This window comes from Anaerococcus sp. mt242 (assembly GCF_016798225.1).
Lineage (GTDB): Bacteria > Bacillota > Clostridia > Tissierellales > Peptoniphilaceae > Anaerococcus.
In genome coordinates this window covers 69,417-87,158 of record NZ_JAEUYX010000005.1, presented here as the reverse complement: position 1 = coordinate 87,158, position 17,742 = coordinate 69,417, and the positions used below count along the sequence as shown (strand labels likewise).

The following is a 17,742-nucleotide window of genomic DNA, read 5'->3' as shown; positions in this document are numbered from 1 at the left end:
CCTTTTTACTCATAATGCCCTTTGCAAGATATGATAACTATTTTTTCATCAAAAACTTTATAAACAATTCTATGTTCCTGATCTATCCTTCTACTCCAATAACCTGAATAGTTAGATTTTAAAGGCTCAGGTTTACCAAGCCCCTCAAAAGGTGTTCTTATAGTAATTTTTATAAGTTTATTTATTTTTTTAAAGTTGTTTTTATTTTCTTTCTGCCAAGATAGGTATTCTTCCCATGCAGGCATAGTCCACTCGATGTTTCTCAAATCACTCCTCAATTAAGCTATGGTTTACGATTTCTAATTTACCTTTTTCATAGTCTTCTATCAATTGATCAATTTTTTCGAGATTTTTGGGACTATAAAAAGGATCTGCTTCTAATTCAAAAGGAATTTTATTTTCTCTTACGATTTTTTTTAGATATACATTAATTGCTGATGATAAAGATATCCCTATTTCTGAGCATATCCTTTCAGCATCCTTTTTTGTATCAGAGTCAACTCTTACATTTATTTGTGATTGGGTCATAATTAATCTCCTTTTTATATACAAATACTATACAATGTATATGCATATAATCAAAGGAGTTTTTTTTATTATCTAACTTGCACAAGAATCGCAATCTTCTACTTCAAGGCTCTTGCCTCTTACGTAGTAAATACTTTTTACTCCTGATTCCCATGCTTTAATATATACGTTTAATATTTGGCGCATGGTGTATTCGTTGGTGATGTAGATATTTATTGATTGGGCTTGGTCTATGTGTCTTTGTCTTACTCCTGCCATTTCCATTGAGATATTTTGGTCAATGTCGTGGGCGTTTTCGTAAAGCCAGAATGTTTTTGTGGTTAGTCCTGGGGCTACTCTTGGTACTATGGCTCCTTTTTTCTCTTCCAGGAAGTATCTGCTCATAATTGGATCAACTCCTGCAGATGTTCCTGAGATAATTGATGTAGAGCCCGTTGGAGCGATTGCCATTAGATAACCATTTCTTAGACCGTTTTTAGCTACTTGATTTTTTAATTCTTCCCAACGCTCGCTATTGTAATCTCTTAAAGCAAAATAATCGCCTGTTTGCCAGTCTGATCCTTCAAACTCTTTGTAAGCACCTTTTTCTTTGGCAATTTCCTTTGATTCTAGAATTGCATAGTAGTTTATATCTTCATAAACCTTGTCTACGAATTCTGCGTGGGCCTCACGATTTGTCCATTTGATGTCATTTTTAACTAGCATATGATGGTAACCGCTTGTTCCAAGTCCAATTGCACGGTATTTTTTGTTTGTTACTTCTGCATATGGGGTTGGATAGTAGTTTAGGTCGATTACATTATCTAGGGCTCTAACTATTGTTCTTACAGTTTCTTCTAGGACTGCTTGGTCGGTTACATCAAATTTACCAAGGGTTAGACTTGCTAGGTTACATTCTACAAAGTCACCCGGTTTTGTTTTGTTAACTATAATTGTATCGCCGTTTTCATCAACTATTTCTGTTGAAATTGTTTCTGATGAACTCATATTTTGGGCAATTTCTGTACATAGATTTGATGAATAAATCATGCCCTTGTGTTTATTTGGATTAAACTTATTTACTGCATCTCTGTTAAATACAAATGGTGTTCCTGTTTCTGTCCAGGATTTGATTAATAAACGCACCATTTCTTTTACTGGCATTGTTCTTCTTGAGATTTCTTTATCCTCAATGAGTTTTAAATAAAATTCTTTCCATTCCTCACCATAGGTGTCTTCTAATGATTTGCCATATTTTTTTACAATTTCATGTGGGTCAAACATATACCAAGTTGCATTTATATCATCACGGGTCAATTCCCAGAAATAATCTGGAACACAAACTCCAGGGAAAATATCATGGGCTTTCATCCTATCATCGCCGTTATTTGTTTTAAGTCCCAAAAATTCTGGCATATCTTTATGCCAAATATCTAGGTAACAAGCAACTGCTCCTTGGCGGACACCTAGTTGGTCAACTGCAACTGCAGTGTCGTTTGCAAGTCTTATCCAGCGGATAACTCCACCTGCAACTCCTTCAAAACCTCGAATGTCAGATCCATTTGCACGGACTTTTCCAAAATATAAACCCATGCCGCCGCCGTGCTTAGAAACTTCAGCAAAATTTGTTATTGAACGATAAATTCCTTTTAAAGTATCTGGAACTGTATCTATAAAGCATGATGAAAGTTGGTTGAATGGCTTTCTAGCATTTGTCATGGTAGGGGTCGCCATAGTTGCTTTTAATGTTGAAAGAATGTCATAAAGTCTTTTTGCAAAGGCAACACTATCTTTTTCTGGAATTGCTAAGTGCATGGCAATGCCCATAAACATTTCTTGGACACTTTCGATGATATCACCTGTAAATGTACGGATTAAATAGCGTTTTTTAACCAAATCTAAACCAGAATAGGTAAATAAATCATCACGTTCTTTTTTAAGATAGCTTTCTAGCTCATCAAAATCTTCTGGCGAGTAGTTTTCTTTGATATATGCTCCATAAAGGCCAGCATTAGTTAGGTAGTCGATTTTTGATTTAAAATCTACAATGTCGTATCTTTCTTCATTTCTCTTTATTTCACGGTCGATTTCATACATTAAAAATCTTGCTGCAATGATTTCCCAATCTGGAGTTTCCTTGCTGGTAAGCTCACTAGCTGCACGAGTTAAGGCTTTTAAAAGCTCATCGTCAGTCATATTTGCTTTGGTAAATGACTCAAATTTTAAATAAAGTGAATCGATTGGATATCTTTGGTTATCAAATTCATTTTGAACTTTTGAAATAATATCTAAAATTTCTTTGTCACTGATATATTGTTCAAAATCAGTCATTACCTTGCGATCCATATTGTGTTTTGCACGGTAAAGTATAAATGATTTTACTTCCCTATAATAGTTTTCATCTATTAGGGTTAATTCTACTAAATCTTGCACTTCCTCAACTGTCACAGTGTGATCTTTTGGGTATTTTTCATTGATAGTAGCTGCAATCTTATCGCTCATTTCAGATAGTTTTTCATCAGATACTAAACTATCTACTGAGGCGAAGGCTTTTGAAATAGCTATTTCAATTTTTGATTTTTCAAATGGAACACGGGTCCCATCTCTTTTAATAATTTCCATAATTTCCTCTATTTTTCTAATACTATATCTTGTGTATATTTATATCAACTGATAATTATGATACCATATATAGTATTTATTTGAAAAGAAATACATAAATTTAACAAAGCCTATATTCTGCGCTTTAAGCAAAATATAGGCTAGATTTTACAATGTTTTAGATATATTTACATATATTTATAAAATTTCTCTTGTGTTTAAATAATATTCATACTCACGATTCTTAACTACGACAGTGTCACACAACAAATCAATTAGCGATTGCTTTTTTGGAACAAAAGCTATTAGTAGATATAAAATCATATATTTGTTTTGTACATATCTGCCGAATGTTTCACGTGAAACAACTTGACCTAAAGTTAATTTATCTCCTCTTGTAGGAATCACTCTTATATTTGTAATCATTTTTCCCAAGGTCTGTCCCTTATTAAAATAAGTCATGAGAGTAAAGTATGCTAGAGTAATCAGCCAGCTTATAATAGTAAATAATGTGATACTGTTAAAAATATCTACATCACTTCCAATTATGCCTTTTATAATGCTAGCTATAGCATTGACAACTATCATATCAATAGCAAAGGCTAAAAGTCTAATAAAAAAACCTGCATAGTAAAAATCAGTTCGAACTTCTTTCCTATCTACTACTTGAATCTCACTCATAGTAGCCCCCGTAAAGGTACATAGGTTTATTTTTTTCGCTTTCCATAAGCTCTTTTAAAATTTGTAGGTCTGATTTTGGATTATCAGTATTTGATTTAAAGTATGGTAAGTATTTTGCAAAAGCACTTGCAAATTCATTTTTCTCAAATACCACTGGATCTGTAAGTTCATATTTTTCGCTGATATCTGCAACTGCATCATCCAAATCACCTATTTCATCTACCAAACCATTTTCTACAGCTTGGCTACCATCATAAATTCTTCCATCAGCAAGTTTTCTAACTTCTGACTCACTCATGTCACGACCATCTGCTACTACTTTTACAAACCTACCAAAGGCACTGTCTACTAAGGCTTGAAGATATTCTTTTTCTTCCTTATTCATATCACGGCCAAATGTACCTGCATCTTTCATTTTACCAGTTGTAACATTTTGTTCTTTGATACCATGTTCTTCAAATAAACCTTCTAGGGAATAAGATTGCATAATAACCCCAATAGATCCTGTAAAGGTTTCATTTGAAGCGTATATTTTATCACATGGAGCAGATATGTAATATCCACCACTAGCGGCTACTTCTTGCATAACTGAATAAACTGGGATATTTTTCTCTTGTATCTTCTCAACTTTTTTTGCTATACGTTCACTAGCATAAACCGATCCACCTGGAGAATTTACATGCAAGATTACTGCCCTGATTGTAGCATCATCTAGGACTTCATCAAGTTTTTCTGCTAAAAAGTCATTTGCATCATCTTTTGCTATCATTCCATCTACATCAAGAACCATAATTCTTTGATTAGGGTTTGATCCATATAGGACTTCATCTTCAGCCCCCATAAATCTTTGACGGGCTTCTTCATAAACATTTGCCTCATTAAAATCTTTTACTTTGCTTTCTCCTGTGAAAAGTGAAAGCAAAAATACTATGAGGGCAAGGCCTCCTGCTAACCATCTTTTTTTGTTACTGGTCTCCATTTTTCCTCCTTTTATTTCTTATAACAATTTATGTCATAATTATAACATAGATTGCAATGTATTGTTTTATTTTTTATTTTAAGTATAATTATATTGCATGACAGTTATCGTTAACACTAAGAATAATTGTAATGTATAGGCCTCACGGCCTATTTTACATATCATATGTAATATTATATCCAAATAAAAAACTGCCCATTATTTTGGGCAGTTTTTTTATTATTCATCTTCTTGATTGCCCTCAGTATTATCCTTTGGCATATCATCTAGATTTTCATTTATTGGTGGCAAATCATTTATTTCTGTATCTTCATCATCTAAGTCATTTAGGTCGACATCAGTGTTTTGTCTGATTTCTTCCTTATCTATAGAATCTACTTCTTTACGGTTTAATATTTCCATAAATTCTTCACCTGTTATAGTTTCTTCTTTTAATAAGAAGTCAGAAATTTCATGAAGCTTATCCATATTTTCTTTTAAGATTTCAATTGCTCTCATGTGGGCTTGGTTTATAATTGATTGAACTTTTTCATCAATTTTATTTCCTGTTCCACTTGATACAATTAGTCCTCTTTCTCCACCTAGGTATTTTCCTTGGATTTGTTCTAGTTGCATAAAGTCAAAGTCTTCATCCATACCGTATATAGTAACCATAGATCTTGCCATGGCTGTTGCACGTTCTATATCATTGCTTGCACCAGTAGTTTTTGTATTAAATACTAACTCTTCTGCAGAACGACCACCGGCAAAAGTACAAATTTCATCAAATAGCTCTTGCTTGGTCATAATATATTTTTCATCTTTATCAACTGTCATTGTGTAACCCAATGCTCCACCAGTTCTTGGTACAATTGTAATTTTTGTAACTGGGGTCTTGTGGGTTTGAATTGCTGCTACTAGGGCGTGGCCAACTTCGTGATAGGCAATAATTTTCTTTTGGTCATCAGAAATTACTGCATTTTTCTTTTGTTGACCTGCAATTACAACTTCGATTGATTCTTCAAGGTCCTCTTGGGTTAATTTTTTGCGGCCTTCACGCACTGCTCGCAAGGCACCTTCATTTACGATATTTGCAAGATCTGCACCAGATGTTCCTGCTGTTCTTCTTGCTATTTCTTCATAGTCGATATTATCTTCGCGTTTAATATTTTTAGCGTGTACTTTTAAAATATCTTCACGACCTTGTTTGTCAGGAAGTTCTACTTCAACTTGTCTATCAAAACGTCCTGGTCGTGTAAGGGCTGGGTCTAAGATTTCTGGTCTGTTTGTTGCAGCTAAAAGTACTACCCCCTCAGTTGCATCAAAACCATCCATTTCGTTTAATAATTGATTTAGTGTTTGTTCACGTTCATCATTTCCAGAAAAACCACCTGTATCACGTTTTTTACCAATAGCATCAATCTCATCGATAAATACAATACATGGAGCTTTTTCTTTGGCTTGCTTAAATAAATCACGTACCTTACTTGCACCAAGACCTACAAACATTTCTACGAATTCTGATCCAGAAATTGTAAAAAATGGCACACTTGCTTCACCAGCAACTGCTTTTGCTAAAAGTGTCTTACCAGTTCCTGGAGGTCCTACTAAAAGTACACCTTTTGGTACTTTAGCACCAATTTCTTTGTATTTTCCTGGATTGTGAAGGAAGTCTACGATTTCAAATAAGGAATCTTTTGCTTCTTCTTGACCAGCTACATCCTTAAAAGTCTTTCCTGTTTTATTTTCCACATAAACTTTGGCATTTGATTTTCCAAAGTTCATAAAGTCTGCGCCACCACGGCCTCCCATGGTCTTTGTAAGAGATCTTGACGCAAAAATAAATATTGCATATAGGAATAATAAAGGCAAGATTGATGTTAGGAATATAGTCAACCATGGATTCATAGTTGTTTCTATTTTTCTACTAAATGTTAGCTTATCGTTATTTTTCTTAGCCTCTAAAAGTCTATCTGTTAGATCAGTATCAGCCCACAAACCTGTTTCATAAGTTTGCTCTTTGCCATCTACTACTGCTTTGAAAGTATATTTTGTTTCATCTTTGAAAACTTCTGTTACTTGATCTTTTTCAATCATAGTAACAAATTGGCTATAGCTTACCTCTTTTGCAGCGTCTTGGTTGATAACTGGGTTAACTGCAAATCTAATTACAATATAAAGTATGATTGCAATTATCCAATAATACAAAAGAGGTCTATTAGATTTGTTTTTTTTATCGCTCATCTTTATAGTCCGCTCCTTGAGATATAATTATCTAAAAGTACATCAAGGGCTCCTAGTTCATCAATTATTGTTTGTAAATTAACATCTATCTCATCTGTTGGGATGTCTGTTCTGATTTTGTCAAAATATGTTCCAACCTTATCAGCTGCTTTGCTCCCTTTTTCAGTTAGTTCTACATTTACTACTCTTTCATCTTCATCAGATCTTATTCTAGTTACAAACCCTTGTTTTTCTAATTTTTTACAAATGTTTGAAATATTACCGCCTGTTACCCCAATTGCTTTTCCTAAGTTTCCTATAGAAACAGCATCTTTATTAGCATAAAGGGTAATTAGCATTTTTAATTGCAAGGTAGTAATGCCCAATTCTTGAGCTGTATCTTGCAATAATATATCAATTTTATGTGAAATTTCTCTAATCATAGAGAAAATTGAATTATTGAATTCAAAAAAATCAATATGTTCCGTTGCCATAACTCCTCCTGGATTTTTTATCTTTTTATTCATTTTACATATAATTTTAGAATTTTCAATCAAAAAAATACTATTTTTTATATTCTTTTAATTGAAAATAATATTTTTTATATTTTTATATATCTTATTTACCACAAGTCTTTGGAAAATTTCCTACTTTCAATTAAACTTATGTATTTTGCTGCATCTAATGCTGCAACTTGACCCTCTCCTGCCGCCTTATTTATTTGATATGGTCTACCTGCTACATCTCCTGCAGCATAAAGACCACGGATATTTGTGCGGCAGTTTTTATCAATAATGATGTGTTCATTATCTGTTTTTATAGATGGAACTAATCTTTCTGGTCTTGCTGAATCACGGATAATAAAAAATCCATCCGCTTCTATCTCTTTACCAGATTTAAATTTAAGCTTTGTAGGATTTTTTTCTCCTATAAATTCCACTGGGACTTCTCCATTTATTACTTCAATATCTTCATTTAACTCTGGATTTTCCTTATACATATTTACATAAATAAGTTTATCCACTACTTCTGAAGTGTAATTTGCTTCCTCGACTGATTCTTCGTTGTAGCCGATTAGTACAACTTTTTTGCCTTTATAAAAACTTGCATCGCAGGTAGCACAATATGAAACGCCCTTACCAAAAAATCTATCTTCTCCGATCAAGTCTTTTTTCAGTTCTATGCCTGTTGCTACAATCACAGATGTAGCTTCAATCATTTTATCCCCCTTTAGGATAATTGCAAAATAATCTCCCATGGCATATATTTGCTGGACTTTTTCATTTGATCTTTCTATATCATGGCCTTCAAGAGTTTTTTTGAAGTTTTTATTTAATTCTGCTCCACTTATTGTCCCAAAACCAAGATAATTTTTTACACCTTCGGTTTTTGAAATTGCTGGGGAATCGCTTCCAAATACTATAACACTTTTATTTCTTATGCTTGCATTAACAGCGGCGCTAAGTCCTGCTGGACCTGCGCCGATTACTGCTAAATTATATCTCATTATAAATATTTTCCCATTGCTTCTTCTAGGACATCTTTTGATTGAAAGCCTACTAGAGTTTCTTGTAACTTACCATCTTTAAAAATCATAAGGCTTGGAACAGCATTTACATTGTATTGGCTTGCTATTTCTTCTGCCTCATCTACATCTACTCCATAGATTGGATAGTCTACTTCATTTGATAATTCTTCTAATACTGGTGCTTGCATTTTGCAAGGTCCACACCATGTTGCATTAAAATCTACTAGGCAAAGTCCTTTGCCAGCTTCTACTTCATCTCTAAATCCTAATGTGTCTAATTCACGCATTTTTTTCTCCTTTATTTTTGTTATGTATCCGCAGGAAATTTTATATTGAATTTTTCCTGCTAATAATTAACAAAGGCTAGTTTTGTTCGACTAAACCTCTCACTTCCATAACCGGTAGTGAGTATATTATACCCTTATTTTCTTCTATTAAATTCATCTGTTCATATATAGCATCTCGGATTTTTTCTACTAGGTCTTTTTTAACCAGCATTATTACGATATCCTTTTCTGGCTCTATGTTCATATTTAATAATATCGATTTTACTTCTTTTGCAGAACCGCGTCCGTGAACAAGTGTAGCACCCCTTGCACCATTTTCTTGGGCAATGTGTACTGCTTTTTGTCCTTCATGGCGGTCTACAATTACATATAGGGCTACATAATCTATATCAAAATTCAAATCATCTTCTCCTTTATAATCAAGTGGTGATGTAAATGCTATACCTGTATTGGTTTTATCCAACTTTTCACTTAAATCATCAAGTATTTTTTTTACACTCTCATCATCCAAAATGGCCATTACAACTTCTTTTTTTACTTTATCTACATGGAGTAAATTTGAAATAGCATCAGGGGCTGAACCATAGCCATACATACAGGAAATTGCCTTTGCCCCATCATCTTTTAAAACTTTCATAAAATCGCTGCCAAGGCCTCTTGGCAAAATTACTCGTAAAAACTGCATTATCTACTTCCTTTCTTATAAAGGTAGCCCAAGATCATTATTGTAAGAACTGGCATCATGGCTACAAAAGAAATAACTCCAAAACCATCTGCTACATTGCCTGCCACTCCCTGGCAAAAGGCCAATATAAATGTCGCAGTCATCGGTCCTGAAGCAACTCCTCCTGAGTCAAAGGCAATTCCTACAAAAATTTGCGGAATTTTAAGTGATAGCAATAATGAAAGCAAAAATCCTGGGACAATAACCATCCAAAGGGCAAAATTTTCTGAATTTATTCTGATAATTGCAAGCATAACTGCACTTGCAACTCCAATTGACAAGGCCCTTAAAATACTTTTTCTTTTTATAGAACCACCAGTTACATCTTCAACCTGCTCGGCAAGTACTGCGACGGCTGGTTCTGCTAGGACTACAAGCAGTCCCATTACAAATCCAATTAGTGGTAGTAATTTAGATTCTCTAAGTCCTTCACCCAAAACACGGGCAAGTTCCATAAATCCTGCTTCAACTGAGCTTAAAAATATAATTAAGCCCAAATAAGTATACAACAATCCAAGTAAAATTTCTGTTAATTCATCTTTTGGTGTTTTAAAATACTTAGTATTCATTAATAAAAATACAAGAGCTATTGGAATTATAGCAAAACTTGCATTTTTAATTCCACTAAGAATAGCCGAAGTGTGGGCTGCTGATTCGATTTCAAAAGTATTTTCTCCAACAGATAAGCTCATCAATAATCCTGCAATAATAGGACCTGCTGAGGCAATTCCTACTAATCCAAAAGAGTTATCTTCACTGTAATCACCTTTTAAGTTTGCAACACCTAGACCAAGGGCAATAATAAATGGAGTTGTCATTGCTCCAGTTGTAGCTCCTGATGCATCAAAGGCAATAGCATGGCCTGTATCATTTGATATAAACATCAAAGCAAAAATGATAATATAAAGAATCCACATGAGTTTTGAAATGAAAATCTCATTAAAAATTCTAAATAGACCCATTGCAATCATAAGCCCAACCCCAAGAGAAATAACAGCAACTATAAGCCATGGGGAAAGCCCTATGGCATGGGTAATTTGATTGGCCAAAATTAATAGATCTGGTTCTGCCATAGAAATTACAAAGCCAATAAAAATACCAAATAAAATTACTTTTATAATTTTATCAAATCTTCCTAAAAAATCTCCCATCATGCTTCCAATTTTTGAAATAGAAAGGTCAATTCCAGATAAAAATACAGATAGACCTACTATGACTCCAAAAGCTCCTAGGACAAATTTTATTAGCAAATCACTTGCAAGTCCCACAAAAAAATTGAGGATAAATACCAAGAAAACTATAGGCAAAACTGCCTTAGTGTTTTCTTTAATATAATCTAGAAATATAGGCGCCTCCTTATATTGTGTTAAAAAAAGAGGCAATCTTGCGATTGTCTCTTTTAACATAATTGTTTAGTTTCGTCTTGTCTTATTCTGCAGCTGCTTGACTTGCTGTAATGATTGCTGTTTCGTATGCATCATCTGCTGAGCATCCACGAGATAGGTCATTTACGGGAGCATTTAATCCTTGAAGGATAGGTCCTATTGCTTTATATCCACCAAGTCTTTGTGCAATTTTATATCCAATATTTCCTGCTTGTAGGTCTGGGAAAATAAATACATTTGCTTTTCCTGCTACATTTGAATCAGGAGCTTTTTTGCTAGCTGTTGTTTCATCAATTGCAGCATCAAATTGTAATTCACCATCGATTGCTAGGTCTGGAGCAAGTTCGTTAGCAATTTTTGCCGCTTCAGCTACCTTATCAACTAGTTCGTGTTTTGCAGAACCCTTTGTTGAGAATGATAGTAGAGCTACTTTTGGATCGATGCCAAATAGTTTTGCTGTGTTTGCTGATTCTACTGCAACCTCAGCCATTTCTTGAGCTTCAAGAGTAATATTTACAGCTACATCAGAGAATACATATTGTTCTCCATTTGGTCCTACCATAATCATCACACCTGATACTCTTGATACACCTGGTTTTGTTTTTATAAGTTGTAGAGCTGGTCTGATTGTATCACCTGTTGTACCAACAGCACCTGATACCATACCATTTGCAAGACCAGTTTTTACCATCATAACACCATAGTAGTTTGTATCTTGAAGCATTTTTTCTGCATCTTCTTTTGTGTTTTTACCTTTTCTAAGTTCTACAAATTTTTCTACAAACTCATCAAAGTGTTCATCATTTGATGGATCTATGATTTCTAAATCTCCAAGTGTAAGTCCATTTTCATCAGCTGTTTTTTGAATTTCTTCTTTATTACCTAGAACGATAGGTTTTATTAATCCTTCTTCTTGGTGACGAGTAGCTGCTTCTAATATTCTTTTATCAGTTCCTTCTGGAAATACTATTGTTAAATTTTTACCTTCAACTGCTTTTCTAGCTTGTTCTAAAATTGTTGAGCTCATTATTCCTCCTAATTGATTCAATTGTCTTTTATTAATTTATACCCAAAAAAAGATGCAAATATCATTTATTTTAAAAAAAATTGATATTTGCATCAAAAAATTTAATTACGAGCTTTTTGTAATGCTGCATCCTCTTGTTGGGAAATTTCTCCTCGAGTTTGTCCGTTTGAAATTTCTTTTAAATAAATTGTTGATCCATCTTTACCGTATATGCTTGTTAAAATAATTCCGTTATGAAAATTATCCAACATGCAAAGACAAAATGAAAGTTCATTTGTATCCCCATCAAAGGCATTAAAATGTACAACTGACATATTGCTTATAGCACCCATAGTTGTATCCTTGGCTTCTAGAGATCTTTGGTCTACTGATTTTAATTGTTGATTTGATGTTTCTATTTGATCATTAAGTTTTAAAAGTAATTCTTCTAGGTTGACCTCTTCGCTAGTTCCCCTTAAAAGATGATCATAACGGTGTTTTTGTCTTCTTATTCTATTGTTCATTGATTGAATCATGGCGAATTCCACTACAACAAGAATTGCCAAAATTCCTAATAATACATAAACTACTGTCATTTATTCCTTCTTTCGATAATATCTAGGTTTTTTTGATATAGTGATTTAGCTCTTTCGCTTTTATCCTCATAATCATACTTTACATTAGTTTTATCTAAATTAATTTTTATAGTAGGAAAAGATGATATGATTGCATTGTAAAGCATATCATTAGCTATCTGTCCATCTGTAAGTGTAGATTTTTTCCCATTTTTTAGGAAAAAACTTATTTCATTTAGAGCTTTTAGATTATTTTCCACCATGTCTAGTAAGGGCTGGGCTGCGATTTTATAATCATTTTCTGATTCATTTTTAGATTTAATTTTATCCATCAATGTATTAAAATTATCTACATCTTCTTGCATAGTAGTTTTATAAGACTCGGATATTTTTAATAATGTTTCATGTGAAACGCTAGCTTTATTTTCTAATTCACCAACAAAGTTTTCTTTATCCATCATCAGACATAAATTTATAGCAAGATTAGATGATAGGATTAAAACCGCTCCTCCACCTGGGTTGGCCTCAGGCTTTCTAGTTTGATTTATAAGGGTAGATAAATCCATATCAATTAGTTTCATTTTTTATCCTATTATATAGACTTTCTATATCTTCTATTGAGAAGCAATCAAAAGTTACTTTGTATGATTTACCATCTTTATTGATAGCTACTTTTGATCCAACTTCGTCCATAAATTTTTCTTCTAGGTCTTCTACTAATATTTGATCTATATTTGGCCCATAAGTTTTTTTACTAGCTTCTTCTTTTGAGTCATAGATTTTTTTCTTAGTAGTTTTCTTTTCTACCTTACGGATATTGGTTTTACCATTTATAAAATCATTTAGTGTTAAGCCTCTTTCATTATTATCTGTGATTGATAAAAGTGATCTTGCTTGGCTTGGAGAAATCTTACCATCATCTAATGCCTTTTTTTCTACTTCAGTTAGATTTAAAAGTCTTAAAGTATTTGCTATATATGATCTTGATTTACCCATAGTTTTTGCTATTTGTTCTTGGGTCATATTGTGATCATCGGATAGTTTTTTATATGCTCTTGCCTCTTCTAGAGCCTTTAAGTCTTCTCTTTGTACATTTTCTATTAAAGATAAGATTTCTACATCTTTCTTTTCATAATCACGAACAATCGCATCAATTTCTTTTAGGCCTGCTAACTTACTAGCTCTAAATCTACGTTCTCCAGCTATTATTTCATACCCATCATTTACCTTTGTAAGGACAATTGGATTTAGTAGACCATATTCTTTTATTGAAGCAGCTAGATCATTTATTGCTTCTTGATCAAAATGTTTTCTAGGTTGGTTAGAACGAGCCTTGATTTTATCTAAAGAAATTTTTTCTAGTTTCTCGCCGGCTTTCACTTTATCTATATTTTCGATTTCTTTTTTGATATCATTGTCATAAGCTTTGTTGTAATTGAAAGTTGAATTTGCTTTTTGAATTTTCTTCTCATTATCATTCACTTCTGGTATCAGCGAATTTAAACCGCGTCCTAGGGTTCTTTTATTTGACATCTACTCTCCCTTTCTATTTTCTGTATTATTTATAATTTCATTTGCAAGGGCAATATATGCAACTGAACCTTGCGATTTGGAATCATATTCAATAGTAGATAATCCATGGCTTGGTGCTTCTGCTAGACGTGGATTTCTTGGAATCATAACTTTAAATACATTTGTTTTAAAATATGATTTTACCTCTTCTACTACCTCATATGATAGGACAGCTCTTTTATCAAACATCGATAAAAGTACCCCTTCAATTTCTAAATCTGTGTTTAGTTGCTTTTTGACCATATTATATGTATTCATAAGCTCGCTTACACCCTCTAGGGCATAATATTCAGTCTGAATAGGAATGATTATTGAGTTACTTGCAACTAAGGCATTTATTGACAATAACCCCAAGGATGGTGGACAGTCTATTAGTACAAAATCATATTTATCAGGATCTATTTGTCCCATAATATTTTTTAATTGTTGGGTGCGTTCTAGAGCATCTAGTTCAACTAATTCTACCTCGAGTCCTGAAAGTGCAGATTCTGAAGGAATTAGATCTACTCCAGATTTTGTTTTTGTTATAAAATCTTCTATATTAATAGGCTCAGAATGAACTTCATCATTTGAAGCTTCATCCGTAGAAGATTCTTCCCCATTTTCTTTATCTAAGCTTTCATCTGTGTTTTCATCATCTATCTTAGATTTTTCATCTATAACTTCTTTATTTTCTTCATCATCTGATAATGCTTCTTGAACTAATTCTGGATTTTCTTCATTAGCATAAAATAATTCATATAAAGAATTATCTATTTTATACTTATCTAAACCTAAGCCAGTTGTAGTATTTGATTGTGGGTCTATATCTATTACCAAAACTTTTTTATCAAGGTAATTTAAAGCGACAGCTAGATTTACTACAGTAGTAGTTTTGCCAACTCCCCCTTTTTGATTAAAAACTGATATTACTCTCATATTCACCTCTCATTACAAGTATTGCTGTATCTATGATTTTCATTTTTGTACGAAGCCTTACTCTATTTCTATCTCCATTTAACTGCAAATGATTTGTAAATTTTTGACCATTATAAAGTACTCCAATCCAAACTTCTCCAGTATGGGCATAGCCAGTTGTAGCCAAACATAAATTTGCATTTGTTCTTGAGAACAAACCATCTAACATTTCATTTAAGACTTCTTCACTTACTACACTGTACTCTTTAATTGTTTCACGTGAAACATTTAATATATTTTCTTTAACTTCATCTGCGTAAGTTACATAGGCTTCTGAGATTACATCCGATGCACCCGGTATATCAATTATAGAGGAAGCGATTAATCCACCAGTTATAGATTCAGCAGTTGTTACTTTTTCATTTCTTTCTTTAAGAATATTAATAAGTACTTCTTCCTTACGAATATCTTCTGTTGTTATTACAAAGGGACTTAAATATTTATTAACCAAATCTACACCGTATTCTAATTGTCTATCAACTTCAACTTCATTATCTGCCTTAGCAGTTATTCTAAGTATTGGGCCCTCATCAGTTATATATGGACTTATGGTAGGCTTAGTCCTATCTAGGTCTATTCTCCTAGCCATATCCCATTCACCAAGCAAGCCGATTTTAGCGATTTTAGATTTAATGATAGCATTTCTTGATAAATATTTAACAGATTCATTATCAAGCATTGTTTTCATTTCATTTGGTGGACCAGGCATTAAAATATATTTTGTCCCTTTTTTACTAGTTAATATACATCCTGGTGCGGTACCTATTGGATTTTCTAAAATGATTGCAGATTTTGGAAATTTGGCTTGTTTTATATTGGCTTTTGCCGACTCTTCATCTCCATTAAAAAAAGAAATTAAGGCTTCATATGATTTTTGATCGACATGAACTTCACTTTCAAGTTCGCAGACTTCAATTGCTACTTCTTTTGAAAGATCATCTGGCGTCGGTCCAAGCCCACCACTTGTTATAACATAATCCACTTTTCCATCACAAGCTTTAAAGGCATCATATAATCTTTTTGGATTGTCCCCTATTGTTTCCATTTTAAATAAATCAATCCCAAATTCCATTAATCTTTGTGCAATAAATTGGGAATTGGTATCGACAATATTGCCAAGTAATATTTCAGTTCCTATTGAAAATATTTGTGCGTTCATAAAACCCTTCTATATATATAACTTATTTTAAACTTTATTTATAAAGCATTTCTTTCTTTTCTAAAATCTATTAATAATTTAATACTGATTAACATAGCGATTACAGATACAATCATAATTATGCCAGACAAATTTTCATTTAATTCTATCAAAATGGCAATCGAATTGTTTACCATATGGATGAGGATTGCATCGGTGATATTTCTTCTATAATAATAAACATAAGCTAAAACCATACCCATAAAAAATGTATTAATTCCTTGAAGCAAATTCATATGATAAATTCCAAATAATATTCCATTTAGGATAATTGCAGTTTTTATAGAGTAGATTGTGGTAAATTTTTCAAAAACTATCCCTCTAAAAATTAACTCCTCGCAAATAGGCGCTAAAATTACTACACCAATTATCATTATAATAATATCAAGGCTAGATGTTACTTGGAAAGCTTGACTAAATTGATCCAATACATCAGAAACCATTGGCGAATCACCCATTAGAGTCAATATTAGAGATATAACAATATTTCCAAAAGCAGCCACACCTAATCCTATAATTACCATCTTCCAAGAATCTGACAAAAATCCTCGATTTTTAATTGGGTTTTTAAATTTATTTGGCTGGGCCTTTTTCATTATTAAGAAGAATAACCACAGTAAAATTAATCTTAGTAACTGGCCTACCACTATCTGATATTTAACTACATCTGTTAATAGGCTAGATTGGGTTCCAGCTGGATTTGATTTTGACATTATTGCAAATAGCACAGTGCTAGAGGCAATTTCTGTTGCAAAAATAAATAGCATAACTAGTATGCTGATACCTACGAATTTTAAAACTTTTTTCATCAATTTTCCCTCCTATGTTTCATGTGAAACAAATCTTTATAGAAATATTTTATCATAGATTACTTTTATTTTGTAGAATATTAATTTTCATTATAAAAAAAGAATCCTAAAGTGGATTCTTTTTTGGTTGATTTTTGCCCCTTGGATATATTTTTTTAGTTGGGTGGACTTTTTCTACAATAATATTTACTCTATCATTATCATCGATTTTAAATCTTTCAATTTCTTTGACTTGGCCACCTAAGATATTAATGGCATTTTTTGCCACTTCTAATTCTTCATCAGCCTTTGGTCCCTTAAGAGCTATAAATATCCCACCTACTTTTAAAAATGGTAAACACAATTCAGATAGGGTAGACATGTTTGCCACGGCACGGCTTACTACTACATCAAAACTTTCCCTATTTTCTTTGGCAAAGTCTTCTGCCCTAGTATGGATAGCGCGAGCATTTTCTAGTTCTAATTTTTCTATAACTTCATTCATGAAATTTACTTTTTTATTTACACTATCAACTAGGGTTAGGTCAAAGTTTTTTTCGATACGAAGGGGGATACCAGGAAATCCTGCACCTGCTCCTATATCCAAAACCTTATTTCCTTCTTTTATATAGGGTAGGACTGAAAGTGAATCTTCGAAGTGTTTTATTTTTATTTCTGTTGGATCTGTGATAGTTGTTAGATTTGTGTGAGAATTTACCTCGATTAGATAATCGCTATAAACTTCATACATT

Annotated in this window: 19 protein-coding genes; all 19 read right to left on the bottom strand. The window is 32.8% G+C overall.

From position 1 onward, the window contains the following. Nucleotides 1-5: 5 nt before the first annotated feature. Nucleotides 6-266 carry a Txe/YoeB family addiction module toxin gene (locus tag JNO63_RS03970; RefSeq protein WP_338014978.1) on the bottom strand — a complete coding sequence of 87 codons (261 nt, stop codon included), beginning with the start codon at nucleotides 264-266 and terminating at the stop codon, nucleotides 6-8. 1 nt (nucleotide 267) lies between these two features. Then, entirely contained in the window at nucleotides 268-528 is a 261-nt protein-coding gene (locus tag JNO63_RS03965; protein ID WP_203127196.1) for a type II toxin-antitoxin system RelB/DinJ family antitoxin, read from the bottom strand. A gap of 72 nt (nucleotides 529-600) precedes the next feature. After that, nucleotides 601-3,129 carry a ribonucleoside-diphosphate reductase subunit alpha gene (locus JNO63_RS03960; protein WP_203127195.1) on the bottom strand — a complete coding sequence of 843 codons (2,529 nt, stop codon included), beginning with the start codon at nucleotides 3,127-3,129 and terminating at the stop codon, nucleotides 601-603. 177 nt (nucleotides 3,130-3,306) lie between these two features. After that, complete coding sequence (locus JNO63_RS03955; protein ID WP_203127194.1) at nucleotides 3,307-3,789, bottom strand: RDD family protein; 483 nt, start codon at nucleotides 3,787-3,789, stop codon at nucleotides 3,307-3,309. Further along, nucleotides 3,782-4,768, bottom strand: coding sequence for a signal peptide peptidase SppA (sppA, locus tag JNO63_RS03950; protein WP_203127193.1), 987 nt, complete (start codon nucleotides 4,766-4,768; stop codon nucleotides 3,782-3,784). The genes JNO63_RS03955 and sppA overlap by 8 nt, the downstream gene beginning before the upstream one ends. Nucleotides 4,769-4,987: 219 nt before the next feature. Continuing rightward, nucleotides 4,988-6,991: an ATP-dependent zinc metalloprotease FtsH gene (gene ftsH, locus JNO63_RS03945; RefSeq protein WP_203127192.1), complete on the bottom strand. Its 2,004-nt coding sequence runs from the start codon at nucleotides 6,989-6,991 to the stop codon at nucleotides 4,988-4,990. Between the two features lie 2 nt (nucleotides 6,992-6,993). Beyond that, nucleotides 6,994-7,464, bottom strand: a complete 471-nt coding sequence (locus JNO63_RS03940; protein WP_203127191.1) for a MarR family winged helix-turn-helix transcriptional regulator — start codon at nucleotides 7,462-7,464, stop codon at nucleotides 6,994-6,996. Nucleotides 7,465-7,592: 128 nt separating this feature from the next. Further along, the gene (locus JNO63_RS03935) at nucleotides 7,593-8,477 is read right to left on the bottom strand and encodes an NAD(P)/FAD-dependent oxidoreductase (protein WP_203127190.1); all 885 of its coding nucleotides are present in this window, start codon (nucleotides 8,475-8,477) and stop codon (nucleotides 7,593-7,595) included. After that, nucleotides 8,477-8,785 (bottom strand): thioredoxin, encoded by a 309-nt coding sequence (trxA, locus tag JNO63_RS03930; RefSeq protein WP_203127189.1) that lies wholly within the window; start codon nucleotides 8,783-8,785, stop codon nucleotides 8,477-8,479. Before trxA ends, JNO63_RS03935 begins: the two co-directional genes overlap by 1 nt. 76 nt (nucleotides 8,786-8,861) lie before the next feature. Further along, entirely contained in the window at nucleotides 8,862-9,470 is a 609-nt protein-coding gene (locus tag JNO63_RS03925; protein WP_203127188.1) for a transcriptional regulator, read from the bottom strand. After that, complete coding sequence (locus tag JNO63_RS03920; protein ID WP_203127187.1) at nucleotides 9,470-10,915, bottom strand: DUF1538 domain-containing protein; 1,446 nt, start codon at nucleotides 10,913-10,915, stop codon at nucleotides 9,470-9,472. The genes JNO63_RS03925 and JNO63_RS03920 overlap by 1 nt, the downstream gene beginning before the upstream one ends. A 22-nt stretch (nucleotides 10,916-10,937) precedes the next feature. Beyond that, nucleotides 10,938-11,921, bottom strand: a complete 984-nt coding sequence (gene pta / locus JNO63_RS03915) for a phosphate acetyltransferase (RefSeq protein ID WP_203127186.1) — start codon at nucleotides 11,919-11,921, stop codon at nucleotides 10,938-10,940. 101 nt (nucleotides 11,922-12,022) lie between these two features. After that, the gene (locus JNO63_RS03910; protein WP_203127185.1) at nucleotides 12,023-12,496 is read right to left on the bottom strand and encodes a DUF4446 family protein; all 474 of its coding nucleotides are present in this window, start codon (nucleotides 12,494-12,496) and stop codon (nucleotides 12,023-12,025) included. Further along, entirely contained in the window at nucleotides 12,493-13,056 is a 564-nt protein-coding gene (locus tag JNO63_RS03905) for a cyclodeaminase/cyclohydrolase family protein (RefSeq protein WP_203127184.1), read from the bottom strand. The genes JNO63_RS03910 and JNO63_RS03905 overlap by 4 nt, the downstream gene beginning before the upstream one ends. Further along, the gene (locus JNO63_RS03900) at nucleotides 13,043-14,008 is read right to left on the bottom strand and encodes a ParB/RepB/Spo0J family partition protein (RefSeq protein ID WP_203127183.1); all 966 of its coding nucleotides are present in this window, start codon (nucleotides 14,006-14,008) and stop codon (nucleotides 13,043-13,045) included. Before JNO63_RS03900 ends, JNO63_RS03905 begins: the two co-directional genes overlap by 14 nt. Further along, nucleotides 14,009-14,965 (bottom strand): ParA family protein, encoded by a 957-nt coding sequence (locus JNO63_RS03895; protein WP_203127182.1) that lies wholly within the window; start codon nucleotides 14,963-14,965, stop codon nucleotides 14,009-14,011. Beyond that, a complete protein-coding gene (locus JNO63_RS03890) occupies nucleotides 14,943-16,163 on the bottom strand; it encodes a nicotinamide-nucleotide amidohydrolase family protein (protein WP_203127181.1) in 1,221 nt (406 codons plus the stop codon). Before JNO63_RS03890 ends, JNO63_RS03895 begins: the two co-directional genes overlap by 23 nt. A 38-nt stretch (nucleotides 16,164-16,201) precedes the next feature. Continuing rightward, the gene (locus JNO63_RS03885) at nucleotides 16,202-17,011 is read right to left on the bottom strand and encodes a CPBP family intramembrane glutamic endopeptidase (protein ID WP_203127180.1); all 810 of its coding nucleotides are present in this window, start codon (nucleotides 17,009-17,011) and stop codon (nucleotides 16,202-16,204) included. A gap of 106 nt (nucleotides 17,012-17,117) precedes the next feature. Beyond that, entirely contained in the window at nucleotides 17,118-17,741 is a 624-nt protein-coding gene (rsmG, locus tag JNO63_RS03880; protein ID WP_203127215.1) for a 16S rRNA (guanine(527)-N(7))-methyltransferase RsmG, read from the bottom strand. Nucleotide 17,742: the final 1 nt, after the last annotated feature.